Annotated in this window: 28 protein-coding genes and 1 pseudogene; 3 read left to right on the forward strand and 26 right to left on the reverse strand. The window is 66.9% G+C overall.

The genetic code is table 11. The features are described 5' to 3' along the window. The 4 genes and pseudogenes from CHB73_RS08855 to CHB73_RS08870 form a co-directional block, all read right to left on the reverse strand. A pseudogene (locus tag CHB73_RS08855) lies at window positions 1–987 on the reverse strand (hypothetical protein); the annotation flags it as partial. 8 nt (window positions 988–995) lie between these two features. Next, entirely contained in the window at window positions 996–1580 is a 585-nt protein-coding gene (locus CHB73_RS08860) for a YmfQ family protein (RefSeq protein WP_089274223.1), read from the reverse strand. Continuing rightward, entirely contained in the window at window positions 1577–2635 is a 1059-nt protein-coding gene (locus tag CHB73_RS08865; protein WP_089274224.1) for a baseplate J/gp47 family protein, read from the reverse strand. Before CHB73_RS08865 ends, CHB73_RS08860 begins: the two co-directional genes overlap by 4 nt. Continuing rightward, window positions 2635–3009 (reverse strand): phage GP46 family protein, encoded by a 375-nt coding sequence (locus CHB73_RS08870; protein WP_089274225.1) that lies wholly within the window; start codon window positions 3007–3009, stop codon window positions 2635–2637. Before CHB73_RS08870 ends, CHB73_RS08865 begins: the two co-directional genes overlap by 1 nt. A 122-nt stretch (window positions 3010–3131) precedes the next feature. Here CHB73_RS08870 and CHB73_RS08875 point away from each other — a divergent pair, with 122 nt between their 5' ends. Beyond that, window positions 3132–3572, forward strand: coding sequence for a hypothetical protein (locus tag CHB73_RS08875; protein WP_089274226.1), 441 nt, complete (start codon window positions 3132–3134; stop codon window positions 3570–3572). Between the two features lie 103 nt (window positions 3573–3675). Here the strand turns inward: CHB73_RS08875 and CHB73_RS08880 are convergent, their stop codons facing one another. Genes CHB73_RS08880 through CHB73_RS08915 form a run of 9 tightly spaced genes read right to left on the reverse strand, consistent with a single transcriptional unit; the run spans window position 3676 to window position 11354 of the window. Continuing rightward, window positions 3676–4251: a phage baseplate assembly protein V gene (locus tag CHB73_RS08880; RefSeq protein WP_089274227.1), complete on the reverse strand. Its 576-nt coding sequence runs from the start codon at window positions 4249–4251 to the stop codon at window positions 3676–3678. Then, window positions 4248–5405: a phage baseplate assembly protein gene (locus tag CHB73_RS08885; protein ID WP_089274228.1), complete on the reverse strand. Its 1158-nt coding sequence runs from the start codon at window positions 5403–5405 to the stop codon at window positions 4248–4250. The genes CHB73_RS08880 and CHB73_RS08885 overlap by 4 nt, the downstream gene beginning before the upstream one ends. After that, the gene (locus CHB73_RS08890; protein ID WP_089274229.1) at window positions 5395–6636 is read right to left on the reverse strand and encodes a DNA circularization protein; all 1242 of its coding nucleotides are present in this window, start codon (window positions 6634–6636) and stop codon (window positions 5395–5397) included. Before CHB73_RS08890 ends, CHB73_RS08885 begins: the two co-directional genes overlap by 11 nt. Window positions 6637–6647: 11 nt before the next feature. Further along, the gene (locus CHB73_RS08895; RefSeq protein ID WP_143337349.1) at window positions 6648–8837 is read right to left on the reverse strand and encodes a phage tail tape measure protein; all 2190 of its coding nucleotides are present in this window, start codon (window positions 8835–8837) and stop codon (window positions 6648–6650) included. Window positions 8838–8840: 3 nt separating this feature from the next. Then, complete coding sequence (locus tag CHB73_RS16790) at window positions 8841–8993, reverse strand: hypothetical protein (RefSeq protein WP_179216979.1); 153 nt, start codon at window positions 8991–8993, stop codon at window positions 8841–8843. An 8-nt stretch (window positions 8994–9001) separates the two neighbouring features. After that, on the reverse strand, window positions 9002–9328 hold the full coding sequence (locus tag CHB73_RS08900; protein WP_089274230.1) for a hypothetical protein: 327 nt from the start codon (window positions 9326–9328) through the stop codon (window positions 9002–9004). A gap of 4 nt (window positions 9329–9332) precedes the next feature. Then, the gene (locus CHB73_RS08905) at window positions 9333–9707 is read right to left on the reverse strand and encodes a phage tail protein (RefSeq protein WP_089274231.1); all 375 of its coding nucleotides are present in this window, start codon (window positions 9705–9707) and stop codon (window positions 9333–9335) included. Between the two features lie 18 nt (window positions 9708–9725). After that, entirely contained in the window at window positions 9726–11150 is a 1425-nt protein-coding gene (locus CHB73_RS08910) for a phage tail sheath C-terminal domain-containing protein (protein WP_089274232.1), read from the reverse strand. A gap of 3 nt (window positions 11151–11153) precedes the next feature. Next, on the reverse strand, window positions 11154–11354 hold the full coding sequence (locus tag CHB73_RS08915; RefSeq protein ID WP_089274233.1) for a hypothetical protein: 201 nt from the start codon (window positions 11352–11354) through the stop codon (window positions 11154–11156). A gap of 79 nt (window positions 11355–11433) precedes the next feature. Between CHB73_RS08915 and CHB73_RS08920 the strand changes: the two genes are divergently transcribed. Further along, on the forward strand, window positions 11434–12087 hold the full coding sequence (locus CHB73_RS08920) for a DUF4145 domain-containing protein (RefSeq protein WP_089274234.1): 654 nt from the start codon (window positions 11434–11436) through the stop codon (window positions 12085–12087). 5 nt (window positions 12088–12092) lie between these two features. On the opposite strand, the gene CHB73_RS08925 is transcribed toward CHB73_RS08920, so the two are convergent. The 10 genes from CHB73_RS08925 to terL form a co-directional block, all read right to left on the reverse strand. After that, window positions 12093–12716 carry a DUF1834 family protein gene (locus tag CHB73_RS08925; RefSeq protein ID WP_089274235.1) on the reverse strand — a complete coding sequence of 208 codons (624 nt, stop codon included), beginning with the start codon at window positions 12714–12716 and terminating at the stop codon, window positions 12093–12095. Further along, complete coding sequence (locus CHB73_RS08930) at window positions 12716–13171, reverse strand: gp436 family protein (RefSeq protein WP_089274236.1); 456 nt, start codon at window positions 13169–13171, stop codon at window positions 12716–12718. Before CHB73_RS08930 ends, CHB73_RS08925 begins: the two co-directional genes overlap by 1 nt. Further along, window positions 13171–13566, reverse strand: a complete 396-nt coding sequence (locus tag CHB73_RS08935; RefSeq protein ID WP_089274237.1) for a hypothetical protein — start codon at window positions 13564–13566, stop codon at window positions 13171–13173. Before CHB73_RS08935 ends, CHB73_RS08930 begins: the two co-directional genes overlap by 1 nt. A 12-nt stretch (window positions 13567–13578) precedes the next feature. Further along, window positions 13579–14484 carry a Mu-like prophage major head subunit gpT family protein gene (locus CHB73_RS08940; RefSeq protein ID WP_089274238.1) on the reverse strand — a complete coding sequence of 302 codons (906 nt, stop codon included), beginning with the start codon at window positions 14482–14484 and terminating at the stop codon, window positions 13579–13581. Beyond that, window positions 14485–15681: a phage protease gene (locus CHB73_RS08945; protein WP_179216980.1), complete on the reverse strand. Its 1197-nt coding sequence runs from the start codon at window positions 15679–15681 to the stop codon at window positions 14485–14487. Window positions 15682–15802: 121 nt separating this feature from the next. Further along, the gene (locus CHB73_RS08950) at window positions 15803–16387 is read right to left on the reverse strand and encodes a phage virion morphogenesis protein (RefSeq protein WP_089274239.1); all 585 of its coding nucleotides are present in this window, start codon (window positions 16385–16387) and stop codon (window positions 15803–15805) included. Window positions 16388–16491: 104 nt separating this feature from the next. After that, on the reverse strand, window positions 16492–17847 hold the full coding sequence (locus tag CHB73_RS08955) for a phage head morphogenesis protein (RefSeq protein WP_089274240.1): 1356 nt from the start codon (window positions 17845–17847) through the stop codon (window positions 16492–16494). 3 nt (window positions 17848–17850) lie between these two features. Next, window positions 17851–18075 carry a hypothetical protein gene (locus tag CHB73_RS08960; protein ID WP_089274241.1) on the reverse strand — a complete coding sequence of 75 codons (225 nt, stop codon included), beginning with the start codon at window positions 18073–18075 and terminating at the stop codon, window positions 17851–17853. 3 nt (window positions 18076–18078) lie between these two features. Then, on the reverse strand, window positions 18079–19701 hold the full coding sequence (locus tag CHB73_RS08965) for a DUF935 domain-containing protein (RefSeq protein WP_179216981.1): 1623 nt from the start codon (window positions 19699–19701) through the stop codon (window positions 18079–18081). Beyond that, entirely contained in the window at window positions 19685–21328 is a 1644-nt protein-coding gene (gene terL, locus CHB73_RS08970) for a phage terminase large subunit (protein ID WP_089274243.1), read from the reverse strand. Before terL ends, CHB73_RS08965 begins: the two co-directional genes overlap by 17 nt. A gap of 48 nt (window positions 21329–21376) precedes the next feature. On the opposite strand from terL, the gene CHB73_RS16455 reads away from it, so the two are divergent. After that, entirely contained in the window at window positions 21377–21619 is a 243-nt protein-coding gene (locus CHB73_RS16455) for a hypothetical protein (RefSeq protein ID WP_143337350.1), read from the forward strand. On the opposite strand, the gene CHB73_RS08975 is transcribed toward CHB73_RS16455, so the two are convergent. Genes CHB73_RS08975 through CHB73_RS08985 form a run of 3 tightly spaced genes read right to left on the reverse strand, consistent with a single transcriptional unit; the run spans window position 21610 to window position 22823 of the window. Continuing rightward, window positions 21610–22110: a DUF1804 family protein gene (locus tag CHB73_RS08975; protein ID WP_089274244.1), complete on the reverse strand. Its 501-nt coding sequence runs from the start codon at window positions 22108–22110 to the stop codon at window positions 21610–21612. The two genes, CHB73_RS16455 and CHB73_RS08975, sit on opposite strands and share 10 nt — an antisense overlap. 3 nt (window positions 22111–22113) lie before the next feature. Then, window positions 22114–22461: a VpaChn25_0724 family phage protein gene (locus tag CHB73_RS08980; RefSeq protein ID WP_089274245.1), complete on the reverse strand. Its 348-nt coding sequence runs from the start codon at window positions 22459–22461 to the stop codon at window positions 22114–22116. Then, a complete protein-coding gene (locus CHB73_RS08985) occupies window positions 22458–22823 on the reverse strand; it encodes a hypothetical protein (protein ID WP_089274246.1) in 366 nt (121 codons plus the stop codon). The genes CHB73_RS08980 and CHB73_RS08985 overlap by 4 nt, the downstream gene beginning before the upstream one ends. Window positions 22824–22826: the final 3 nt, after the last annotated feature.

Here is a 22826-nt window from a genome sequence, read left to right on the forward strand (position 1 = left end):
GGTGACGCTGCCGCTGCTTGATCCCGTCTTGTACGCCCGGCCAGCGGTGTGGTAGCTGCACGCCCCGAAATTGGCGGAATACGCACCGACCATATATGTTCCCGTGGCTGGAACTGTGTACGCCGCAGAGAGCGCGAACTGCTCCCATCCGCTGCCCGTATGGCTAAAACCTCCCGACGCGACGACGGTATACGCTCCGGCTGCCGTGCGCTGAAACACGTAGATGACTCCGGTGCTGGAGGCCGTGGCATAGATGCGCACATGCGTTACGACACGGCCATTGGCGATGACGACGGATGTATCCACGACAGTGTACCCGGAAACGTTGGGAGTCCCCGCGCTTATCGTCCCAGAATGGTCCACGCTGCTGGGGACCTGGTTATGGTAAGCATGGCCGCTGGCGTCGTAGTACGCGCCGCTGCCCGAAAGCTCGTTGGTCGCCAGGGTCCAGATGCCGCCTCGGGGCACCGGGCCGCTGGCGCGCCCCGCAGTGAGGTGCGCAACAAATGTGGACATCGCCGCGTTATCGCGGGCCAACGCATCGGACCAGCGGGCGGCCGCGATGGCCGTCGCCACATCCGTCGGGCTCATGGCCGTGGTGTTGTCCGTGCCCGCATGAGCTTCGTCAGCGGTGGACAAGCGCACAATGCCCGCCACAGTCTCGGACGCAGCGGGGATGTTGATGCCCGCGATGAGTTGGCGGATGTCCGCGTGGGCGGCGGCGGACTCATTATGCCCGGCCACGGCGTCCAGAATGAGTCCGGCCACGGCCTGGCGCAGCTGGGTGTCGTCCGTGGCGCTGGGGGCAAGCCCGGCGGCGCGGATGACGTTCAGCAACTCCTCCTGCGTCATGTTAAACCAATGCTCGCCAGGCACGGTGGCCGGAATTCCCGCCACGGCGTTGCCCGCCGTGAAGAAGCCCGGCGCGCCCTCGGCGTTGTAGGGCGGCCTGCTGGTGACTGCGGTTGCGGTTTTGACGGGGTACATTGCTCCTCCTATGTGTTGCCGTAGGCGAAAATAACAAAGGTGTGCGCGGGCTTCAGCCGGTTGATGACACATTCCAGCGCCGCGTTGCCCCAGCTGGACAAGGGGTCCTCGCACCCGCTTTCGCAGGTGAATTCGCGCACGGTCACTTCCGGGCCGCGCACGGTCCACACGAAGCGCCAGGGCTCGTCGCAAATGGGTTGGTCGCACGGGCTCTCGCAGGTGTAGACCGCGTGCTCCTCAATGGTGATGGCAAAGCCGAGCGCCTTGGCCAGGCCGATGAAATAGGCGCGGGACAGGCCGCCGCGCTGGCGGATTTTAGACAGGGCGGCGGCGATGCGCTCGGCTTGCGTTTGGGCGTAGCCGCCCGCGCAAGCGTCCGGCAGTCCCAGCACGCGCTCCCAGTCCGCCAGCCACAGGCCGTCCGCGCCCGCCGGGCTGATGGCCTCCAGCACCGCCTGGGCGCTGGCGTGGGCGGCGTCCAGCGCCGCGCCCTCGGCAGCCAGGCTGGCGGCCAGCACCTCGCCCGTGGCCTCGTAGGGCGTGGGCAAAAGCAGCGTTAAAAGTTCCGCATGGTTTACGGTGAAGCCGGTCATGGCAGCAGCTCCACAGTCACCGCGCCCAGGCGCGCCCACTGGATTGCGCCCATGTCCACGTTGGCCGCCGGGCTCGTCACCACGCGGTCCACCACGCCGGAAACGCCGGAAATGGCCGTCTCGATGCGCGAAAGATAGGCGGGATCGCCGGGCTCCAGGGTGGCGAAGTACGCGGCCAGGGCCGTGGTGATGGCGGCTTCGGCCTGGGCCAGGGTGAGGCCGGAAAGCCGCGCCTGCGCCGTCACGGGAACCGGCGCCAGCTCCGGGGCCAGCACCAGGAAATCCGAGGCCGCCGCTGGCCGCATCTCGTCCAGGTACGCGCGCACGGCCTCCAAAATTTCCGCCGACGGCAGGCCGCCCGCGCTGGTGACGCACACGTCCACCGTGCCCAGGCCGCGCCGTAGCGGGAACACGTAGGCGGCGGTCACGCCGTCCACATTCATGGCCCAGCGCCGCCAATCGGCCTTGTTGCCGCCAGCGGGCGGATTGCGGAGCACGTCCAGCACGCGGGCCAGCAGGCTTGCGTCGCTTTCCGCGTCTGTGCCGCCGATGGCCGCGCTGGTGAGTACGGCCGCGCCCTGCACGCCGCTGGGCGCGCTGGTCAACGTGAGGCCCGCGCCCGCAGCCAGGTTGTAGGCCGTGCCCGCCGCGCCCGCCTGCACCGGCACGGCAACGCTGCCGCCCGCGCCGATGGTGCCTTCGGCCGTGGTGACGAACACCAGCCCGGCGAGCGTCTTGGCCTCCGTGCCCACCGCGATGACCGCGCCAGGCGTGCCGGAGAACGTGGCCGCGCCCTGGGCCACGGTGGCCCGCTTGCGCGTGAGGCCGTGCAGGGCGGCGTGGCGCTCCAGCCATTCCGTGTCCGCCGTGTCCGGGAACACCTGGCGCGCTATCCAGGCCTGGTGCTGGTATAAGCCTTCGACCGCCGCCGCCGTGGCCCCGGCGCGCACGCCGAAATCCGAGTCCGCGCCGGTGGCGGCGTCGGGCAGCTGGTTCTGCACATCGCGCAAGATGCCCGCCTTGATGGCCGCGTAGTCCGGGGGAGTGAAGCCCATCAGCTGACCCTCACGTGGTGGTTGAACAGGTGCTCGCGCCCGCCCGCGTCCGTCACCTGCACGGCTAGGCGCAGCCAGCCGTCGTGCTGGCGCTCGGTGCTCACGGCGATGGCCAAAGCGCGGGCGTCGTCCAGAAGCGGCTGAAGCGCCTGCTCGCAATACGCCTTGGCCAGCACGGCCACGCGCTCCACGTCCTTTTCGCGCGCCAGCTCGTGCAGGCGCGAGCCCAGGGCGGCGTCCGCCCAATAGCTGCCCAGCGGCGTCATGAGCCGCAGAAACACGGCATTGGCCAGGCCGCGCGCCGGGTCTGGAATCAGCGCGCCGCCTTCGAGGAGATAGCCGCCGGTGGTGGGGTCAAGGTATGCGTCCGCCATGCCGCCACTCTAGTGGCGGCGGGGGGAGAGGACAGGGTGAAGGGGTTCAGTGGGAGTGCTGTTGCACGTTTGCGCGAAACATGATATCATAAATTTAATAAATATAAAGGAGAAATTTTTTTATGCGTATGCGTGTTGTTTTGTTTTTGCTCGTTATCTGTTTTGTGCAAGGGTGTGCAACGATGCACGACGTGGTTCAGGCAAAGCAGGATGGGTCTGAGGGAACCACGGTCACTTACGAAGTAAAGAAAGCACAGGCCTGGGATATAGCAAAGACGGTTTTTCGCTGGGAAGGTTGTGACGCCATTGAGGAGCATCCTGAACAAGACTACATGCTGACAAGCTCCGGCATGAACTTGGTCTCTTGGGGAACAGTCATGGGGGCCTGGGTTGTCCCTGTTGATGCGGACCATACCCGTGTCACCGTTGTTACAAAGCGCCGTGTTACACTCAATGTCGCAACAACGCTGACAGAGGGAACATTCCAGAAGCGTTTCGCCCAAGCTGTTGAAATTGTGAAATCTGGACAGCAACTTCCCGCGCTCGCCCCTCCGAGTAAATAGAGTTTCATCAGATATTCTTCAGTGACGAAGGTGTTTGCCGTGGACCGCAGTCCCATACGGCAACGCTGGGTGGCCCAAGCTTCTGTGGAGGCTTGGGCTTTGTTTATTTGGGCTCCCCCGTCGTGCCCCCGCTATCCCCCGGATGCGTGTGGTGCTCCAGGCTCACGCCGCCCGCCACGTGGTCGCCGTCAGAAGTGATAGCGCCCGTGGTGTGCAGGCTGCCCGTCATGGTGGCCGCCGCCGCGCCGCCGCCAGTGCCCTGCATGGTGATTGAGGGCGTCTCGAAAACAACCTGCTGGCTGGCCTTAATGTGCAGCGTCTTTGTCTCCACCTCGATGCGCTCCTGCTTCAAATGCACCTTGTCGCCCCACATGCTGTAGATGCAGGCCTCGCCGCTTGCCACATCCACCCGGTACGCCCCGTTCTCCGTGGCGATGATGACGCTGTGCGCGGTGCTGCCACCCAGGGGCAGCACAATGAGCTGCGTGCCCGGCGGCGGCGCGCTGGTGAAGCCGAAGTGCTGGAACAGCTCGGCGGCTTGCAGGCGCTCGCCCGCCAAGGCCTCGGCCTGGGCCAACTGCACAGCCGCGCCCTTGCCCAGGGTGGACAGCCTGGCGCGGAAGGCCAGGCGCAGGCCCGCAAACCTGCGGTCAACGTAGCGCATCACGTCACGAATCATAGATCGACAATGCCTCCCGCGCCCGCGCCAGCCCCGGCCTTGCGTTTGTGCCGCTTGTGGTGGCTCACGTCCGGCTGCCACAGGCCGTCCGGCTTCAGCGCCAGCTCCGTTATCTGCCCCTGGCCCCGGCCGCACAGGAAGGTGCGGCGCATGAGGTAGTACACGCCGCTTATGCCGTGCGGCTCGCTGACCACGCGCACCCGCTGGCCGGGCGTCCACAGGGGGGCCAGGCCGCTTGCCCCAATCGCCCCCAGCACCCGGTGCCCGCGCACGCTGGCGTGGATCTCATAGGCGGCCAGCTTGCCGTCCGCCACAATCTTGCGCGCCCGGCGCTGGGCGTGGCCGGTGGTTTCGCAATCCGCCTCCACCACTATCTTGGGGCGGTTCACGGGGGCGTCCGCCGCGCTATCCTTGGCCGTGGCGCGGATGTTGTGCGCGCCCTCCGCGCTTTCCGTGCCGTGGCCCTGGCCAAGCACCGTCACTTCGGAATAGCGCTCCTGCACGCCGCGCCGCTCCACCAGGCGCAGCACGTTGTTGCCCTTTCCGCCGTCCTGCCCGCTGGCGCGCACGGTCAGTTGCCCCACGGGCGGGTTGGTGGCGTCGGTGTAGTCCGGCCCGCCGATGACCAGCGTTCCGTCCGGCGCGAAGTACGGCCAGCAGCCGTTCTGCTCGCACACGCGCTCAAGCGCGTCCCAGGCGGTCATGCCGGGGTCCACCGAAATCTTGTCGTGGCGGGCAGTGCCCGCTTCCACTTTGATGGACGTTATGCCCAGGGGCCGCACCATCTTGGCCACGATTTCGTCCAGGCCGCACTGCCGCGCGCTGAACACCGGGGCGGAGCAATCCACCAGCACCCCGGCCAGGTCGCGCCCGGAAAGGGACAGGGTGTGGGCGTCCTTGGCCACGTCGGTTTCCATGCTGTCCAGGCGGCCACGCAAAATGACCTGGCCGCCCAGGGTCAGCGTCACCGGCGCCCAGGGCCGCACATATTCCGGCAGGGCCTGGCCGTCCGTGGGGGCGGGCAAACCAAGGCTCACCCGCCAGCCGTCCGCCGGGGTCAGCAGGTCCGAATCCACCTCGTAGCGTTCCCAATCGCGGTGTTCGCGCCCGTCTATAATAAGGCCCACCTTGTCGGCGTCATCGCTACTTTGCATAGACGGTCAGCTCCTGGCCGGGCGTTAGAAAGTTGGGATCGCGCAAGGCGTTTAACCGCTGAATTTCCAGGGCGCGGGTGTGGTCGCCGTACAGCCGGTGGGCCAGCAGGCGCGGGCAGCTGCGCGCGGCCACGGTGTGGGCGACAAGCGGCGGCCGGGCCGCGATGACGGCGGCGGCGGACTGCTGCACGGCAAGCGCCACGTCCTTCAAGGGCTCGGTGGCCGCGTGCGCCTGCTCCACCGGGTACACGGCGCGGTAGGTGTCGATACTGGTCTGGATGAGTTCGCGTGAATTGCCGGCAACGGTTTCAATCTCCACCGGGGAGAGCGTGGGCGTTTGCGCCTCGGCTTCCAGCACGGTTTGCGCGGCTTCAGCAAGGCCAACGGCGGCCTCGGCCAGCACATGGGCGGCGGCGGTGTCCAGCTCCGCGCCCTGGACCGGTGGCGTTGCGGCTTCATCCGTGCCGGGGGCTGTCCAGAACACGCCGCCGGTTCCAGTTCCGCCGGAGCCGCCGCCGGAACCGGAAAAGGACGGCAGCAGAATGGCCGCAGTCAGCGAGGCCAGCAGGCCGTTGAAATCCGGCAGGAGCGAGCCCGCGCCAAAGCTGCGCAGGTCCGCCAGACCGCGCACCAGGCTGGCGGCATCGGCCGCCCAGGCGGCCGGGGAGGAAAGGATGTCATAGCCGCTCAACAGCTGGCCGGAAAGCTGGGCCTGAAGGCCCGCCAGGCTGCGCAGGCCGGAACGCACCAGCGCGCCGGGGTTCTTGCTGTTGGCCACGGCGTGCTCCAGCACGCCAAGCGTCCCGGCGCGGGCGGTGTCCGCCTTGGCCCCCACCATGGGCCAGGTGCGCGCGAAAAACGGCGTGTCCGCCCCGGCTTCCACGAACTCCAGCGCCACCTCGGCGTAATCCGGCCGCTCGCCCTCGTGGGGGATGTCCCAGCTGACGGCCTGGGCCTTGAGCGGCCCGAACACCGGGTGCACCAGCTCGCCCGCGCCGCGTTCGCCTAGGGCCTTGATGAGCTTTTCAAGCGCCTGCTCGTAGCCTGGCCCCCAAAACACGGCGGTGATGCTGATGCGCCGGGCCTTGCGGGCCAGGTCTTCCACCTCGCCGCCGTCGCGGTAGGGATATTCGTGGAGGGCCACGGCCTTTTCGCCATGGTCGCGGGTGCGCAGCACCTCAAAAGGCGCGCCCCGGAAACTGGCGGGAAGCAGGGTGTCTTTCCAGGCCATTGCATCAGCTCCTAATGCCGTTGAGCTTCCGCACGTGCGCGGGCATCAAAAACAGCGTACAGGTCACGCCCGTCTCCTTTCAACTCGCCAGTCACATGCACGGTTTGCACTGTATTTTCTTTGAACAGCAGCTCGCCCGCCTTGTCGCCCAGGCTCTTGCCAGCATCATAACCCTTCCATGCACCAAAGCCGCCGCCTATTGCGCCACCGATGAGCGCGCCTGGCCCGGCCCCCACGCCGCCGAAAAATGCGCCGATGGCCCCGCCTGCGGCAGCGCCCGCCTTGGCCCCAAGCACGCCCCCGGCCCACGCGCCCGCTGCTCCCCCGGCGGTGCCGGTGTGGGCGGCGTTCTTTTGCGCGCGGGTGAGGGAATCGTCCGTCTCTGTGCCATGGACGGACAAAGCCGTTCCGGCCACGGCTAAGAGCCCGCCGCCCCGCCCGGCCCAGCGGCCGGCAGCGCCAGCCCAGCCGCCCTTGGCCCCGGCAGCTGCACGGCCCAGGGCGGTTGCCGGGGCGGCAGCGCCTGCGGCCCCTGCGGCGCCAGCCGCCGCGCGCCCTCCGAACAGCAGTCGCCCGGCGGCAAGGGTTCCGGCGGAGGCGGCCAGGGCGGATATGGCCGTGGCAGCGGCAAAGCTGGCCGTGGCCAGCACCGGAAATTCGCGCGCCAGCTCCGTGGCCTTGGCGGCCACGTTGCCCAGCGGCCCGCCCACGGCGTCCAGCGTGCGGGAGGCGGCGATGTCCTTTTCATTCGTGGCCTGCTGGAGCTTGTAGGCGGTGGTGCCCGCCATGACCTGAAAGCTGGTTTCGCCCGCGCCCGCCGCCTTGCCCATGCCGCCCAGCACCTGCCGCACGTAGTCGCGCTGGGTCATCTCGGCCACTAGGGCCAGCATTGCCTGCCTATCCTGCACCACCTTGCCCACGGCGCTGGCTTGCAGAATGTCCGCCATGCCGTCGTAGGCGGCGGTCTTCTCGCCGCCCTGGGCCGTGGCCGCCTTGGCCTTCAAGGCCTGGAACGCCTTGTCCTTGCCCACCACCTGCGTATCGATGAGCTGGATGAAGGCGTCCAGGGGCAGCTGGCCGTTTTCCCGCGCCTTGGCCAAGGTGCCGGAAAGGTCGATGCCCTGTTTTTTGAAGTCCAGGGCCGTATCGCGGCTGTTCAGCTTGGCCAGCAGGTTGACCAGATTGTTGCCCGCCTGGTCCTTGTTGCCCGCCGTCACGGCGCTGGCCTGGGCGCTGGCCAGAATGCGCTCAAAGCCGCCCATGCTCTTCATGCCCGCCGCGTTGGCCATCATCTGCGGCAGCCAGCGGGCCATGTCCTTCAGCTCAAAGCCGCCCATCTGCCCGGCCACAAGGGCCTTATCCAGCGCCTGTTCCACCTGCTCGGGCTTGAAGAAACCCTGCTGAATGCCGCGAATGGCTATGTCCGCCAGGTCGCCCGTGCCTGCGCCGCTGGCCGTGGCGCGCTTTTGCAGCACCGGCAGCAGCTTGGTGGCCACGTCGGCCTTCATCGCGCCGCTGGCCAGCATCTTGTCCAGGGCCTCGGCGGCTTCGTCGCGCGTGCCGCCGCCCTGGCGCACGGCCAGGTCCACCGCGCCCCGCAGCGTGCCCATGCCAGCGCGCCTGCCCTCCACCCCCTGGTCCGCAAAGGCGGTGTTGGCCATTTGCGCCAGGCGGTATTCAAAGTCCACGGGCTTGGCCAGCGCCCGCCCGGCCACGTAGCCGCCAGCGGCCAGGGCCGCGCCGCCCTGGGCCACGCCCTGGCCAAGGCGGGCGGCGCTGCGCGCGGCGCTGGCCAAGCCCTGTTCCGCCCGGCGGGCGTAACGGTCCACTTCGCGCAGGCGGCCTACCAGGCCCAGGACGTTGCGCTCCTTGTGTCCGAGGTCGCTCCAGGCTTTGGCCATTTGCTCGGCCCTGGCTTTGGTTTCATTGGCGGCCTGGCCCAGCTCGCGGGTGGCCTTGGCGGCGCGGTCCGTGGCCGCCGCCTGCTGGCTGACCGCCGTGGCGGCCTGGTTTGCCGCCTGGGCGGTGGCCTTGCCCGCCTCCACCGCCGCGCGGCCAGCATCGCGCGTGGCCCTGCCGGAACCGTCCACCGCCGCGCCCGTGGACTGCACGCCCTTGCGCACGGCCTCCAGCGCGCGCTGGCTTTCCGCGCTCACCTGGTCGCGCAGCTTGAGCGTGACCTGCATGTCCATGTCCGGCATTGGCTACCTGCGTTTGTTTTTCATGCGTTGGTTCACGTACCGTTTGCCGCCGCTGGTTTTTCCGGCGGCCGCATCGGCCAGAAGCTCCATGTAGCTCCTGGCCTGCGGGGCGGTGAGGACCCGGATGTCGGCCAGGCTGAAGCCGTGCCGCGTCAACGCCAGTTCTACGAGCCGGAGCTCCCGGAGCTGGCGTTCGCGGCTGCGAGCTTTCCCCGCAGGCTGGCCTCCGCAGCGGCCAGCAGGCCGTATTCCGTCGCCGCCAGGCTGCCCAGCAGCTCGGCGGTGATCTGCTCCCTGGGCAGGGCGCCCAGCTTCACCAAGGTTTTGGCCCAGGCGTGGCGGTTCACGCGGGCCTGGCACGCGCCTTCGCCCGCCGCCTCCAGGGCGTCCTCCCAATCAGCCATGGTGGCCAGGCGCAGTTCAAAATCCTTATGGACCACGCCGTCCACTTCCACGCCAAAGGCCAGCGTTCCTTTTTCCGTCAGCGCCATGTGCTTACTCCTTGATGCGGTCCATGGCGGCCAAGGTCACATCCACCTTGGCCGCGCCGTCCGCCGTGTATTTGCGGGAATCGCCCAGGCTCACACAGTCCACAAAGGCGATGCGCTCGCCGCCTTCGGTGACCGGAAACACGGTGAGCTTGGCGCCTATGATCTTGTCCCAATCCGGCGCGCCGGTTTTGGGAATGGGCGCGGTTATTTTGAGCGTCCATTCGTGCACGCCCTCGGAATAGCCGCTGGGCCTGCCCTTGCGGTTCATGGTTTTGACCAGGCTGCGGCCCGTCTTGTGGTCTTCGTCGAACGCCTCAATCTCAATTTCCTTGCCATCCACCTCAAGGATGATGGCCCCCAGGTATTCCTTCAGCGCCATGTCTGGCCTCCTTTCGTGCTAGAGCAGAAGGTCAATGCGGCCCGCGAACACATGCAGGCCGTTGACCACGTCCGTGGGAATCTTGGCGTTCAGCCGGTTCACGTCCTGGCTGTCGCGTTCGCAGATGACCCCGTCCTTGTTGGCTTCCACCTCTTCCACAATCTCCAGCTCCTCCAGCTTGCGCAGCACGTCCAGAATTTCGCCGCGCACGGCGGGCGGGGTGCGGCTGGACAGCTTCTCGCGCGGGAAGCGCAGGGCCACGCGCTCGCGCACCGCCTTGCGCACGTAGTCCAGCGTGCGGATGGTGGTCAGGTCCAGCAGGCTCACGTCCTCAATGCCCTGCGGGTCCACGGTGTAGGTGGTGATGGCGCGCACGATCTGCACGCTGGTGCCGTCCGGGCCGACCTCAAGCGGGGTGACGCCGTTTCGCAGCAGCACCTCCTGTTCGGTGCGGGTAAGCCGGTCGGCCACATCCGGCGCGTCAACGCCGGTGAGCGTGAGCGTGTTCAGCGGCCTTGCCGGGTCTTCCTCGCTGGCGATAACCGCGCCATAGGCGGCGGCGATTTCCCAGGGCAGGCGGCGCGCGCCGCGCAAGAGCGCCCCGCTGATGCGCCCGTGGTTCACCTGGCCCGCCAAGGTGGTGGCGCTGGCCAGCGTACCGGTGAGGGCATACGCGGCCACGGCCCCGCGCTGCTCCAGCGGCCCGCCGGTGAACTCCAGGTGCTCACGCAGGGCGGTGAGGCCGGTTTCGTCGGCGTAGGGGGTGATGATGACATCGTGCCCGGCGCTGGCCACCACGGCCAAGGCGGCGGCTATGCCGGGGTCCGTCTCGCCCCCGGCCATGGTCGAAACCAACGCGGAAAGGCCCGGCGCGGTGCAGCTGGCCGCGATCTTGACGGCGTTGCCCAGCGCGCCCTTGTGCCGGGCGGTGAGGGTGAGCACCCCGGCGTTGGCCGAGAACGTCACGGGCAGGTCCGGCTGCTGGCTGGCCTGGGCGGCAAGAGCGGCGGCCACGTCTGCGGCGGTGTCGCCGCTGGCCACGGCAACCTGCACCAGGTCCAGGCCCACCCGCACGGTGGCCACGCCGGAGCCGGTGGCCGTTCCGGCCAGGGTCGCCGTGCCGGTTGCCGCCACGCCTGCGGCGGCGTCATCCAGGGCCAGGCAGGTGATGCTTATGTACGGGTAGGCGCGGATGGCCGCCCGCACCATGCGGTGCAACATGCTGCCCTGGCCGAAATACGCGGCGGCCTCGGCGTCGCTGAACACACGGGTGGGCGTGAGCGCGGGCACTTCTCCCCCGGCCAGGCGCTGGCCCAGGATGAGCACCTCTTGCGCGTTGGCGGGCAATGTGCGCACGGCAAGCCGGGTGTTGAACTCAATATACTTGCCCGGCTTGCGGATGCTGGCCGGGATTTTTTCAAAGCTGATGTTGGGACTGGCCATGGGCTACTCCTTCTTGCCGCTTTTGCCCGCAGTGGGGACGGCGGCGGACGCGGTTTCGGCCTGGGCAAGCATCAGGTCGCCATAGGCCAGGGCGCGCAGGTAGTACGGGGTTTCCGGCACATCCACGGCCTTGGCGTCGGTGATGTACTCGCGGGGCTTGGCCTCCTTGGGCACGCGCAAGCCGGGGGCTGCTTTCACAAGCATGGATTCCTCCTGATTGGTTGACGGGTGCGGTACAAACGCATAATAATAACGTTAAAGTCTTTGTTGTTATGGGGGGGGTATGAGTTATTTTTCTTGCTATTGTCCACATTGCCACACTGAAAATGCAGCATTTCGTTCCGTTGCAGATGTTGTGACAAATGATAAAGGTAATGTTTTTACATTGTTTTTGGCTTGCAATCATTGTAAGTGTGGAGTTTGTGCTACTGTTGTTGTTTCTGAGCTTGTAAACGTTGGTGGTTTTTTCGTTAAACCCGCTCAACCTCATTCATATGACGGCGACATACGGTTGTCTGATGCATACGCTATCTTAAATATATATCCGTCAAAAGAATCCCCGTCGGCCCCTGGGTATATTACTGAAAATATTAAAAGGTGCTATTTGCAAGGGATTGATAATTTGCTCAGGAACCAGTTCGATGCCGCAGGTGCAATGTTTCGCAAAGCACTTGACCTCGCGACAAAAGAACTCGAAGAGACAAAGGGTAATCTTGTTAATAGAATTGACGCGCTCGCTACAAAGAATAAAATTACTCCTGCTATGAAGGATTGGGCTCACGCAATTCGCCTTGACGGCAACGAAGCTGCACACGATGGGGACCCCATCGACAAGGAAACTTGCGAAACGCTCAAGTCGTTTACGGAGCTGTTTCTGATGTACGCTTTCACCCTCCCAGAAATGTTGAAAGAGCGCAGAGCCAAACTGACGAGCTAGCCCATTCATGCCAACCGCCCCTGTTGCAGGGTGATGAGGTCCACGGCGTCGGCTTGGCCGTCGTCCGGCGAAAGATGGTAGTTGAGGCCCAGGGCCGAAAGCGGCGGCAGCTCGGCGGGCTGGCCATCGCTTCCCACGGGCGCGCCGGTGCCGCGTTCGGCCACGCGGAAGTCGTACCGGGTGTGCCATTCCTGGGCGTAGACGCTTACCCCCTGGCCCTGAAAGCGCGCGTTGGTCAGGCTTTGCACGCGTCCCGGCCGCAGGTTGTCGATTTCAAGCCCAAAGTCCTGCCCGGCCAGAAGCGCCCGCAGGTCCGCAAGCATCTGGTAGGTGCCCACGCGCACGTGATCGCCGCGCCTGGTGGCGGCTTCGTTGCGCAGGTTGCGCGCGGCCACCAGCACCACCCAGGTGGCGGGGATGCGGTACACGCTGCCCGAAGTCGTCAGGCGCTGGCCCTCGCCCTCGCCCTTGAAGGCCACCCAGGCCGCCGGAAAGCGCCGAATGGATTCGCCCAGGTCCTCGTCCAGCTCGCCGCCGTAGGTGGCCAGGGTGCGCAGGTACGGCAGCCTGGCCCCGGCAATGCGCGCCATGATGCCGTCCTCAATGCTGCTTCTGGACACGCCGGGCATCACGCTTCCTCCTCTTGGCCGGGCCGGGCGAACACGCGGCGGCCCGTGCTGAACTCCACGCCGCCCGAGCCGCCGCCCTCGCCACCGGGGCAACTGGTGGCCACGCCCGGCAGCACGGCCCGGCCTGCGGCCACGTCCTTCAGCCAGGCTATGGCCGCCTTGTAGCGATCGGCTATGGGCGTGGTCTCCGTGGTTTCGCCCCCGCTCAAGCGGAAGCGGGCGATGTCGCACACGGCCACGGCAAGGGCCTGGGGCACGCTGGAGAGCGGCAGGGCGTAGCGCGCGGCCACGTAGGTGTCCGCCTCGCTGGAGGCCCGTTCCAGAGCCCCCAGCGCGACGGTGCTGTCCACCGTGCCGAGGTTGTCGGCGTCCTGGCGCTCCTCACGGTCGGTCAGGGCTATTACCTCCTGCTCCCCGTAAGCCGCGATGAGGTCAGCGACGGTGGCGTAAGCCATTACTTGCCGCCCTCCTTCTTCGCGACGGGCTTGGCGGGCTTGGCGGCGGGCTTGGGCTCGGCCTTGGCGTCCGAAGCCGGGGCGTCAGTCTTGGCCACGGCGGCGGGGCTTTCGGCGGCGTCCTGCATGTCCTCCGCAGCCTCGGTCGCTGCCTGGGCTGTGGTGGCAACGGGGGCAGCGGGAGCCGGGGCCGCAGCCTTGGCTTCGGCCTTGGGTTCCAGGCGCACTTCGATCTCCACCACGAGCATGGGCTCGGCCAGAAACGCCGCCAGCACCTCGGGGGGAATTTCGTCCTCGCGCAACTCCGTGGGCTGCGCCCCGAAGCAGCGCCCGGCGCGGCAGAAGCGCCCGCCGGGCACGTGCGGCTGGGCCTTGATGCGGATGATGCGGGCCATGCGCGCGCCTCCTTACGCCAGCCAAGGCGTCACAAGGGCGTCGACCACGCCCTGGTTGATATTGTCCTTGCCGTTCTCCAGGCGGGTGGCCTTGGTGATTTCCAGAATCTTGGTGCGCTGGGAGGGGCCACCCACCAGCAGCGTGGGCCGAATGCCCAGGGGGCGGCCGCCATCGGTGGTGAGGCTGGACATGGCCGCATAGGCCGAGTTGAAGTTGTCCGTGGTCAGGTCGGCCTTGCTCATGTACGCCAACTGCCAGAAGCCGAAGCCCACGTTGCAGCGGTAGCGCACGCCAAAGCGGTAGGTGTCGGTGTCGAACACCTTCTCGTCCTTGGCGTCGGTGAGCTGGGTCAGCTCCGGCTTGGTGCGCTCCTGGAAGATGAGCGGCTTGAGCACGCGGGAGCAGTCCAAGAGATACCAGGGCGCGCCGGTGCCAGCCTGGCAGTTGGAAACGGTGGCGGCCACGCCGGTGCCGTCCACGTTGGGGTATACGGGGTGGTCGGTATCAAAGAAGTTCTGCCCGTCGTAGCACAGGGTGGTCAGGCCAGCCTTGAGCAGGGCAAAGGACAGCACGTCCGGGTGGACTTTGGCGGCGCGGCCCATTTCGCCCACCAGCGGTTTGTACACGCCCACTTCATCGTCTTCGATGTCGGTGCGCGGCACGCCCACGGTGGCCTCGTACAGCTTGTTGATGATGGAGTAGCCGTGGGCGGCCATATCCTTCACCACGCGGGGGCCAACCCATTCGATGAGTTGCGGGAACTGGCCCAGCCAGCCGTACGTGTTGCTCTTAGAGCTGGACGGCACCAGGGTGGCCACGGCGGCATAGTCGGACGGAGTTTCGCCGAACACGCGCTGGTACTCGGACCGGTAGCCGGTCATCATTGCAGCGATGAGGGCGGGGGTGATGACTGCCATTTACTTGGCCTCCTTTGCGGTTTTGAACTCTGCGTGGGTCATGCCGAGCTGATCGGCGACGAAGATTTCCTCGGACGAGAGGGCGGCGGTGGCAGAGCCGCCCGCCGGGGGCTGGCCGCCGGGCAATCCGCTGCTCTGCATGGAGCCGAGCGCGGTCACGGGCGCGGCGGCGGTGAGGTAGGCGGTGAGCGCGGCTTCGTCCTTGGCCCCAAGCGCGCGCGCCCAGGGCTCCAGGCCAGCGGTGAGCCGCCCGTCGGCCAAGGCGGCCTGAATCACGGCGTCCACCTTGGCCACCTGCGCGCCGTTGGCCAGCTGCTCCAGCTTGGCCGCAAGCGCCGCGTTGGCCTGCTGCAAGTTGGCCAGCGCGGCCACGGGCGCATACTTGGCCGGGTCCGGCTTTTCCACCTGGGCGGTGAGCGCGGCGATGCTCTCGTCCTTTTCCTTCAGGCCCTTGAGCAGTGCCAGCAAGTCCACGCTGGCGGCAGCATCGTCGCCGCCGGTAAGCTGCGCCTTGAGCTTGTCCAACTGCGCCACGATCTCCTCCGCCGTGGCGGTGATGGGCAGGTTAAGCAGCCAGCGCAGCCGTTCCAAAAGTTCGTCCATGTTCGTCTCCTTGGTTTGGGGGGGAGTTGTGGTTGCGGCAGAGGCCGAAGGGAACAGCGCGGCCAAGGCCACGGCGTCCATGCCGTCCAGGGCCGGGTTGTTGGTGAGCGCGACGCTCAAGATTTCGAGCACCGCGCCGGTGGCTTGGTCGAAGCGGAAGACGGGGGAGATGTAGCGGTATTCGTCGGCCGAGATGTGTTCGCGCGCTTTGGCGGTCCAGCTGACGGCGGCGAAGAGCCCACGGCCAGGCACGTAGGCTACGGCCTCCACCCAGCCGGAGGCCGGGGCGGGCTTGCCGTTTTGCTTGGCCAGGATGAGCTGGTGCTCGTAGTCCACGGGCAGCGGGGTTTCGCGCGCGGCCACCTTGGCGGTGAGCGCGGCGGCGATGTCGGCGTCCATGCGCCAGGCCGAAAGCGCGCCCTCGGTGGCGGTGGCCGGGCGGCCATCGCGCGCGGCAAAGGGGCCGTCCGGGAACAGTTGGGCGTTCATGCCTTCGGGCATGTCAGGGTGGGAAACAGACAAGGCCACGCCCCCGGAAAGGGGCATGGCCAGGTGGGCGACGTTGTGTGTGGTATCGGTGGGCTTGCGCTTCATGCCACCGGTTTTACGGTGGCAAGGGGGCGTGAGACAGGATGAAGGGGTTCAGTAGGCGAAGGAGGTTGCCCGTTTGCAGCGTTAGCGTGCCGTTAGAAATTACATGGCAGCCTCATGCGCCCTACGCCCCTTCCAGCGCGCTTCGCACGGCCCTACGCACGCTCTCCTCAATTTCCGCTTCCTCCGGTTTGCCGATACCCAAGAAGGGCCGGGCCGGGATGTCGCCCCAGGGGAGGGGCATGCTGCCGCCCCGGGCGCGGCCAGAGAGCCAGCCGCCCACGGTGGCCCCGCCGCGCGCGGTGTAGTTGCGTGCGTTGCGGCGGCCCGCACCCCGCGTGCCGCGCTTGGCCTGGCCGAAGCTGCCCTTCTTTGCGCCGCGCTGGTGCGTGCCCGCATACACCTTATTGGTGCCTACGGCGGCAAAGTGCGGGCCGTGCTCGGTTTGAATGCTGGCGGCCAGCTGGCCGGAAACCTGGAGGATTGCGCCGGTGTGCCCGGCCTTGGCGCGGCGGGCCAAGGTGGCCGGGGAAAGCGGGCGCCACTTCTCGCCCGTGGCCGGGTCTTCCTCATCGGCAAAGGCGCGGTCCACCCCGCCCTTGAGCACCTCGGCCAGGTCGCGGGTGAGCGGGCTCATGTCCTCGCCCAGCCGCGCCAGGCGGGTGAGCCCGGCTTTCACAATGTCTATATTGACTTCAATTTCGATCATGCGTATTTTCTCACTAGACCCTGTGGGCGTACCCGAAGCCGGTAAGCGGGCTGGAGGGGGGCAACCCCCTTGCAGGTATGCGGTTCGACTCCGCCCCCACGGGGTTATTCTTTCGCCCAAAGAAGCCGCAGCTGCGATTGCGCCAGCGGGCGCGCGTCAATCTCGCCAATCTCCATGACATTCACCACGGCGTCAAAGCGCCCCAGCTTGGCCAGGCCCTTGGCGTCCTTGGGGCGCATGGGCACGTCCACCACTATCTTGAGCACGCGCCCCGGCTCTTTGGTCGGGCACACGTAGACCAGGTTGGCGTTTTCCGCGTCCCACAAGACGGCCGTGGCCTCGTCCAGGAGCTGCGGCAGGCGCAGCAAATCCTCCCGCGCCGGGGCCGTGCCCATGCGGCGGTGCTTGGCGCTGTCCGCGTGCAGCAGGCGCTTGGCGCTGGCCGTGACCACCTGCACGGGCTCGCCGCCCGCCTCGCGTACGGCCTGGGCAACTTCCGAGCGCATAAAATGCACCACCTGGGCTTGGGCCGTGCCGCCGCGCCGGGTGTCCAGCACGCCGCGCGCGAAGTTCTCAAACGCCTGGCGCCGGGCCGGGTTGCCGTTCAGCGCCTGCACGGCCTGGGCGCGCAGGCCGGTATCCTGCACCAGAGAGAGCCGCCGGGCGGCCTCCATGTCCAGGCCGTAGGCCGCCGCGCCGGGGTGGTAGCTAAAGCCGGGGTCGGTCCACACCGTGGGCGCGTCCGGGGCGGTGCCGATCTTGTAGCCCGTGACCTGGCGCACGCTGGCTTCGCCCGTGCGGCGGTCCACCAGCTCCACGTCGCGCGTGCGCATGTTGCCCTCGCCGCTCTCCGGGGTGATGCCCTCGCGCGCCAGGCCTGTTTCGGACAAGGCTTGCACGCGGCAGCGGCAGCCCCAGCCGTTGGGCGGGTAGTGGCTGGCCCAAAAGGCGTCGTCAAAGCGGAAGGTGCGGCCGTTCAGCAGCCGGTGCGCGGGCCTGGTGCGCTGGTCCAGCACGGCCACGTAGCGCCACCAGGGGCGGTTGTCCGCGTTCTCCAGCATTTGCTTGTAGCGCCCGCACTGGTAAGCCGTCTGCATGTTCTGGCGGTAGATGAGCTTGAGGCGCGCCGGGCTGCCCATGCGCACGGTCTTTTCCTGCCCGTCCGCCCCCACTTCCGTGCGCTTGCCCCACCAGCCCTTGGCGCGAAGCACGGGCTCCAGGTCCTTGGCGAACAGCTTTTGCGTTCGGCCCTCGGACAGGGCTTGCTTCACCGCGCCGCGAATGTCCTCCAGCACGTCCAGGCTGGCCACATTGGTCACTGTGAAGGCCTTGGCCTGGGCCTCTTGCCACACCTCGTGCCAGTTGAACGTGATCTGCGCCCCCTTGGATTCCAGGTAACTGATGGCGTCCTTGGGCGGCAGGGTGAGCAGGAAGCCCAAGGAAACGTCGGGCGTGGCCATGGGCTAGCCTCCCTGCCCAATGCGGATGACGCGGCCCACGGCAATCCCAAGAGGCCCAACGGTCAACAGCCTGTAGTGCCAAAAGCTAGTCCGCGATTCAGCCTGGCCCCAGCACCAGGCGAACCGGGCGAAACGACCGCCGAACAAGATGATGCCCCAGGGGCGCGAGAAGTCGGCGACCAGGCGCACAAGCCAGGGACCGATGAAAAAATTCCGCGTGTACGCCATGGCCTATTCCCCTTCGCCCGCCGCCGAAACGCGGCCCCACACCTCGGCCATGAACATGGCGCGGGCAAGCTGCTCCTCCATGTCGCGGGTATCCATGCGCGGGTAGTGGCTGGCCAGGGCGGCCAAGAGTTCGTCCGGCGTCTTGCCATGCTTCAGCTCGGCCACCAGGCTGGCGGTCAGCGCCTCCATGGCCTGCTGCAAGGCGGCCGCCGGAACCTCTGTCGCGTCCAGGGCCTCCTGGTCCGGGAAACGCGCCTGGCCGGATTCGCCAGCCGTTAACGCGGCGGTGGCGGCGGGCGGCGCTAACGGGGGCTTGGTGCCCGCGTTTTGCGCCTGGCCCTGGCTTACCTGCAGTATGGGTTCGTCGCCTTCCGGCAGGGGGATGCCCGCCTTTTCGTGCGCCCAGGCCTCGGGGATGCGCATTACACCGGCCAGCTTGGGCAGGGCCTCGGCCAGCTCCACCAGGTCCGCCGTATCGGAGGTGTCGAACTTGAACCACGGCAGCAAGGCCGGGTCGTTTACGCCCAGGTTCAGCACGGCCAAGGGCATGAGGATTTGCTGAGTGATGGTGCTGGCTATCTGCCGGGCGTCGCTGGCCAGGATGTCAAGGCGCACCTCGTCGTGAATCTTGCCCAGGGCGTTGGTGCTGCTCTTGCCGTCCGCCTGGCTGGTGAGCGTGCCGCCCAAAATGGCCTTGCTTTGCCCGCGCTCGCAGTGGCTCAACATGGCCTCAAAGGGCTTCTCGCTGCCCTTGGCCGCCTCTTTGAAGTCAATCAGCATGCCATCGGGGATGATGCCCGCCGCGTCGTGGCCAATGGCCTGAATGGCGCGGCGCAGGGCGGCCTTGTCCTCATTGGTGGCCGTGGCCGGGTACGTGCCCACGCGAAGCGGCAGCCCGTGGATCTCCAGGAACTCGGCAAAGTCGCCACGCGCGTAGCCCTTCAACAGGAAGGTCCACACCAGCACGCGGAACAGGCCGGAGCGCGCCAGCCAGCCGGACTTGCTGCGGTGGCGGTGCCGCACCCAGCCCAGGGGCGCAAGCGGCAGGCCTTCCATGCTGCCGTCGCGCAGGCGCAAGGTGTTGCCGTCGCCGCCGAACTGCGGGGGCAGCAGCTGGAACCAGGTTGGCGGGCGGTGGTGCAGGGCCACGGGCACGTGCGCGCGGCCATCAAAGCCCCACTCAATTTCAAGCGCGGCAAAGCCGTGGCCAATGCCGTCGGCCAGGTCCAGCACCATGTCCTCGAAGTCCGGTATGTTGTCGAACTGTTCACGCACGGCCTCGGCAATGGCCTGGGCGCGCTTGTCCGGGTTCTTGGCCGTGCCCTTGCCCTTGCCGGGCATGATGTTCCACTGCGGGCCAAGGAGCGCCCGGCGGCGCTTGGAGAGCTCGGCGTGGATATGCTCGTCGCGGTCTTCTATGTCCGCGAACAGGCGGTACATATCCACAATGTCGCCCGCGTCCGCGTTGGCCAGAATCTGGTTCAGCTTGCGGGGGGTGATGCCGCCCGTCAGGCTGGCCAGGTACTCGGCGCGCAAAAGCGGCAGCGCATCGGACTGCATGGTATCCGCTGGCCCCTTGCGGAAGGTGCCCACGGCGGCCTTGAACCGGTCAATAATCGTCGTCATCTTCATCGTCGTTACCGCTCCAGAGGTTGCGCGAGTTTGGGCCGGAATCCTTGGGCACCGCGTCAAAGGCCATGGTGGTGAAGCCGCCCACGGCCAGCTCCCACAGCATGTGCGTGGCGTCCGGGCCGTCGTCGTGGTCGGCCAGGGGGAAGTTGCGGAACTGCTCAATCAGCGTGTTCTGGCTGGGGTGCAGGCGGATGCGCCCCTGGGCGAAGTAGGGTTGCAGGCTCTCAATGCGCAGGGTTTTGTCCGCGTGCGGCACCACGCCCTTGGCCGGAATGACCATGCGGCGCTCGGTGGCGCGGCGGATAAGCTCCGTGCGCAGGAACTCCTGAAACTGCACGGCCTCCACGGCCCACAGCAGGCAGCGGTACTGCGCGTGCATGGCCAGCACATCTTCGATGATGCGGTCGGGCAGGCGCTTGCGTATGCTGGCCTCCACAACATCCAGGGTCATGGTGTCGCGGCACCAGCCGCCCACCAGAATGGCCGAGGGGTCGCGGCTTTTGCCTTTCTTGCCCAGGCTGGGGTCCACCGCGCCGAAGAACAGCCAGTCGCGCCGAATGTCCACCCAGAAGGTGATGACCTTGAACGGGGCGTCATCGCCGCTGCCGGGGGCGTTCTGCTGCTCACTGTCAAAGGCGTCGTGCCCGTCGCGCGCGCGCTTGAGCATCAGGCTGTAAAGCGGCCTGGCGCTGGGCCACGAAACGGTGGCGCCGAGTTCCATGTCCGCCAGGTGCTCGCCGTAATACGCCAGGGCCGCCTCTTCGCCCTCGTTCAAGAGAGTTTCTTCCCAGGCGTCCCACAGGTCCATGCGGTCGGGCCATTGGAGAATGGCCCGGAACTTCTTGTGCCGCCACAGGGGCGCGGCCAGCAGGCGGGAGAGCACGGAATCGTGGTGCAGCACGGTGCCGATGACGAACACGTCCATGGTGTCGCCCGCCTCGCCCAGGGAAAGCACAGTGCGGCGCAGCCACTTTTCCAGCTTGTCGCGCTGTTCCGGGCTCTTCACGTTCTCGTCGTTCTCCAGGTCATCGCAAATAACCAGGTCCGGGCGGTGCGGGCCGTGGCGCAGGCCGCGCATACGCTTGTTCGCGCCAAAGGCCTGCACTTTGACGTTGCCGCTGGTGATGATGACGCCCGCGTTCCACACGCGGCCCGCCCCGGTGTGCTCCGGGAAATCCAACGCCAGGCGCGGGTTTGCCTCAAGCTCGGCCTTGACGGCCTCCAGCTGGGCGGCGGCCTGCTCAAAGGCGTCGGCAATCTCCAGCATGTAGCGTTTGCGGCCGGTTACGCCGCACCAGATGACGAATTGCAGGCCAACCACGGTGCTTTTCGCCTCGCCGCGCGGGGCGGCCACGGCCAGGCGCTGGCCTGCGGGCAGGTCCACAAGGCGCGGCAGGTGTTCGTCCAGCCAGGTGTGCAGGATGCTGTCGCCATACTTGGTGTAGTGCGGGAAGTAGGTGCGCCGGAAGAACGCGAAGTCGTTTTGCGCCCGCGCCTTGCGCTCTTTCGACGCCTCCGGGTCCGGCGCGAAGCCGGAGCATTCGGCCTCAATCTGCTGGCGCAGGGAGGTGGCGAGGCGGGCAAGCTCCAGGGCGAATTGCTTTTGGTTAAGCTTCGACATATTGCCTTGCCAGTTGCCTTAAACCAACGCTAGCAGAGGAGAAAGCCAATGAGCACAGATACGCCGGTCGTTGTGCACAGGTCTTACGATTCGGACACTAAGGTGCTTACTGTAGTATTTCGCCAGTGGGATGATAGAAGTGGCAACGAAATAAATACTCACGTGTATCATGATTTTGCTCCAGAAGAGTATGAAGAGTGGCGAGACAACGGCTTTAGAAATGGGTACTTCATCTCCTCCATCATGCCAAAACCACACGAAGAGTTTGATGGAGACATCCGTCAAAAATAGGTCTTGCCAAGTTCTTCCCCGAACGGCTCCAGAATCTCCACAAAGGCGGCGGCGTGCTGCGGGAAGTTCGCGCGGATGAAGTCGGACAGCTTGTTGATGACTCCCAGCGCCGTGGCCAGCTTGTTCGTCTCCGGCAGCACGCGGCGGCTGGCGGCCACGGTTTTGTTGAAGCTGTCGGCCAGGCTGGCCAGCATATCCACCTTGGCGGCAGCGCCCAGGTCGGCGTCGCCGTTAATCAGGTCCATCAGCGCTTTGTGCTGCACCACGTAGTCGGCCAGCATCTGCCGGGCCACGTTTTCCATGCCTTCCCCGGCCAGGATCGACGCCGCGCGCAGCTTGTCCCAATCTTCCCCGGCCTCGCGCGCCTGGCGCTTCCACCTGGCTGCGGTGCTGTGCGGCACGCCCGCCTTGTCCGCCGCAAGCTCCAGCGGCAGGCGCTCATGCACGTAGGCGGCGCGTAAGCCCTGGCGTTTTTCGTCCTTGTGCGCCATGGCCTACGCCCCCATCTTGCCGCGTATCAGGCCAAGGCCCAGGCTCATGATGTCGTGCGCGCCCGGCTCTGGCCGTTTAACGCCAGGCTGCGCCGCGCGGCCGCTGGCCACATCCGCCCCGCGCGGGGTCAAATGCGCCACGGTGACACCGGCCACGGCGTCCAGGTTCACCAGCGCCTGTTCGGACAGCCAGGCCAATTCCGTGGCCAGCTGGTCCGCGCTTACCGCGTGGCCTACGGCCTCCAGCCCTGGCCGCAGCACAAAGGCGTTGGCGGTGTATTCCGGCGCGGCGGCAAGCAGGCGCAGGATGACCAGGCGGCGGTCCTCGGAAAGCAGCGTTGCGAAGTTCATCTGTCCCCCCGGCGCACGTGGTGCTCAAGCAACAGGTTCAACGGCCGCTCTATGCGCGCCATAAGCTCGGCCTGGCCCTGCACCGTGGCCATGACGGCCTTGATGCTGCCTTCGATTTCCGCCAGCTGCACGGCCATGGCCTGCACCTCGTCCGCATCGGGCAGGGCCTTTTGCGCCTGCTCAAGCTGGGCCTGGGCCTGGGAAAGCGCGGCGTGCTTTTCGGCCATGGCCGCGCATTTGCCGTCGCAGTGCTCGGCGGAGACGAACTGTTTGCGCAGGCTCCACAAGGCCCAGGCCAGCAGGCCCTGGATAACCACCAGCACCAGCGACAACACGTTGAGAATCTTGTCCCACCAATCCATTAG

Origin of the sequence: Humidesulfovibrio mexicanus (genome assembly GCF_900188225.1) — a bacterium.
Taxonomy (GTDB): domain Bacteria; phylum Desulfobacterota; class Desulfovibrionia; order Desulfovibrionales; family Desulfovibrionaceae; genus Humidesulfovibrio; species Humidesulfovibrio mexicanus.

Excerpts from the sequence above, each read along its gene's own strand:
- CHB73_RS08860 (WP_089274223.1), bottom strand. The coding sequence starts at position 1,580 with ATGACCGGCTTCACCGTAAACCATGCGGAACTTTTAACGCTGCTTTTG.
- CHB73_RS08865 (WP_089274224.1), bottom strand. The coding sequence starts at position 2,635 with ATGGGCTTCACTCCCCCGGACTACGCGGCCATCAAGGCGGGCATCTTG.
- CHB73_RS08870 (WP_089274225.1), bottom strand. The coding sequence starts at position 3,009 with ATGGCGGACGCATACCTTGACCCCACCACCGGCGGCTATCTCCTCGAA.
- CHB73_RS08875 (WP_089274226.1), top strand. The coding sequence starts at position 3,132 with ATGCGTATGCGTGTTGTTTTGTTTTTGCTCGTTATCTGTTTTGTGCAA.
- CHB73_RS08880 (WP_089274227.1), bottom strand. The coding sequence starts at position 4,251 with ATGATTCGTGACGTGATGCGCTACGTTGACCGCAGGTTTGCGGGCCTG.
- CHB73_RS08885 (WP_089274228.1), bottom strand. The coding sequence starts at position 5,405 with ATGCAAAGTAGCGATGACGCCGACAAGGTGGGCCTTATTATAGACGGG.
- CHB73_RS08890 (WP_089274229.1), bottom strand. The coding sequence starts at position 6,636 with ATGGCCTGGAAAGACACCCTGCTTCCCGCCAGTTTCCGGGGCGCGCCT.
- CHB73_RS08895 (WP_143337349.1), bottom strand. The coding sequence starts at position 8,837 with ATGCCGGACATGGACATGCAGGTCACGCTCAAGCTGCGCGACCAGGTG.
- CHB73_RS08900 (WP_089274230.1), bottom strand. The coding sequence starts at position 9,328 with ATGGCGCTGACGGAAAAAGGAACGCTGGCCTTTGGCGTGGAAGTGGAC.
- CHB73_RS08905 (WP_089274231.1), bottom strand. The coding sequence starts at position 9,707 with ATGGCGCTGAAGGAATACCTGGGGGCCATCATCCTTGAGGTGGATGGC.
- CHB73_RS08910 (WP_089274232.1), bottom strand. The coding sequence starts at position 11,150 with ATGGCCAGTCCCAACATCAGCTTTGAAAAAATCCCGGCCAGCATCCGC.
- CHB73_RS08915 (WP_089274233.1), bottom strand. The coding sequence starts at position 11,354 with ATGCTTGTGAAAGCAGCCCCCGGCTTGCGCGTGCCCAAGGAGGCCAAG.
- CHB73_RS08920 (WP_089274234.1), top strand. The coding sequence starts at position 11,434 with ATGAGTTATTTTTCTTGCTATTGTCCACATTGCCACACTGAAAATGCA.
- CHB73_RS08925 (WP_089274235.1), bottom strand. The coding sequence starts at position 12,716 with ATGCCCGGCGTGTCCAGAAGCAGCATTGAGGACGGCATCATGGCGCGC.
- CHB73_RS08930 (WP_089274236.1), bottom strand. The coding sequence starts at position 13,171 with ATGGCTTACGCCACCGTCGCTGACCTCATCGCGGCTTACGGGGAGCAG.
- CHB73_RS08935 (WP_089274237.1), bottom strand. The coding sequence starts at position 13,566 with ATGGCCCGCATCATCCGCATCAAGGCCCAGCCGCACGTGCCCGGCGGG.
- CHB73_RS08940 (WP_089274238.1), bottom strand. The coding sequence starts at position 14,484 with ATGGCAGTCATCACCCCCGCCCTCATCGCTGCAATGATGACCGGCTAC.
- CHB73_RS08945 (WP_179216980.1), bottom strand. The coding sequence starts at position 15,681 with ATGAAGCGCAAGCCCACCGATACCACACACAACGTCGCCCACCTGGCC.
- CHB73_RS08950 (WP_089274239.1), bottom strand. The coding sequence starts at position 16,387 with ATGATCGAAATTGAAGTCAATATAGACATTGTGAAAGCCGGGCTCACC.
- CHB73_RS08955 (WP_089274240.1), bottom strand. The coding sequence starts at position 17,847 with ATGGCCACGCCCGACGTTTCCTTGGGCTTCCTGCTCACCCTGCCGCCC.
- CHB73_RS08960 (WP_089274241.1), bottom strand. The coding sequence starts at position 18,075 with ATGGCGTACACGCGGAATTTTTTCATCGGTCCCTGGCTTGTGCGCCTG.
- CHB73_RS08965 (WP_179216981.1), bottom strand. The coding sequence starts at position 19,701 with ATGACGACGATTATTGACCGGTTCAAGGCCGCCGTGGGCACCTTCCGC.
- terL (WP_089274243.1), bottom strand. The coding sequence starts at position 21,328 with ATGTCGAAGCTTAACCAAAAGCAATTCGCCCTGGAGCTTGCCCGCCTC.
- CHB73_RS16455 (WP_143337350.1), top strand. The coding sequence starts at position 21,377 with ATGAGCACAGATACGCCGGTCGTTGTGCACAGGTCTTACGATTCGGAC.
- CHB73_RS08975 (WP_089274244.1), bottom strand. The coding sequence starts at position 22,110 with ATGGCGCACAAGGACGAAAAACGCCAGGGCTTACGCGCCGCCTACGTG.
- CHB73_RS08980 (WP_089274245.1), bottom strand. The coding sequence starts at position 22,461 with ATGAACTTCGCAACGCTGCTTTCCGAGGACCGCCGCCTGGTCATCCTG.
- CHB73_RS08985 (WP_089274246.1), bottom strand. The coding sequence starts at position 22,823 with ATGGATTGGTGGGACAAGATTCTCAACGTGTTGTCGCTGGTGCTGGTG.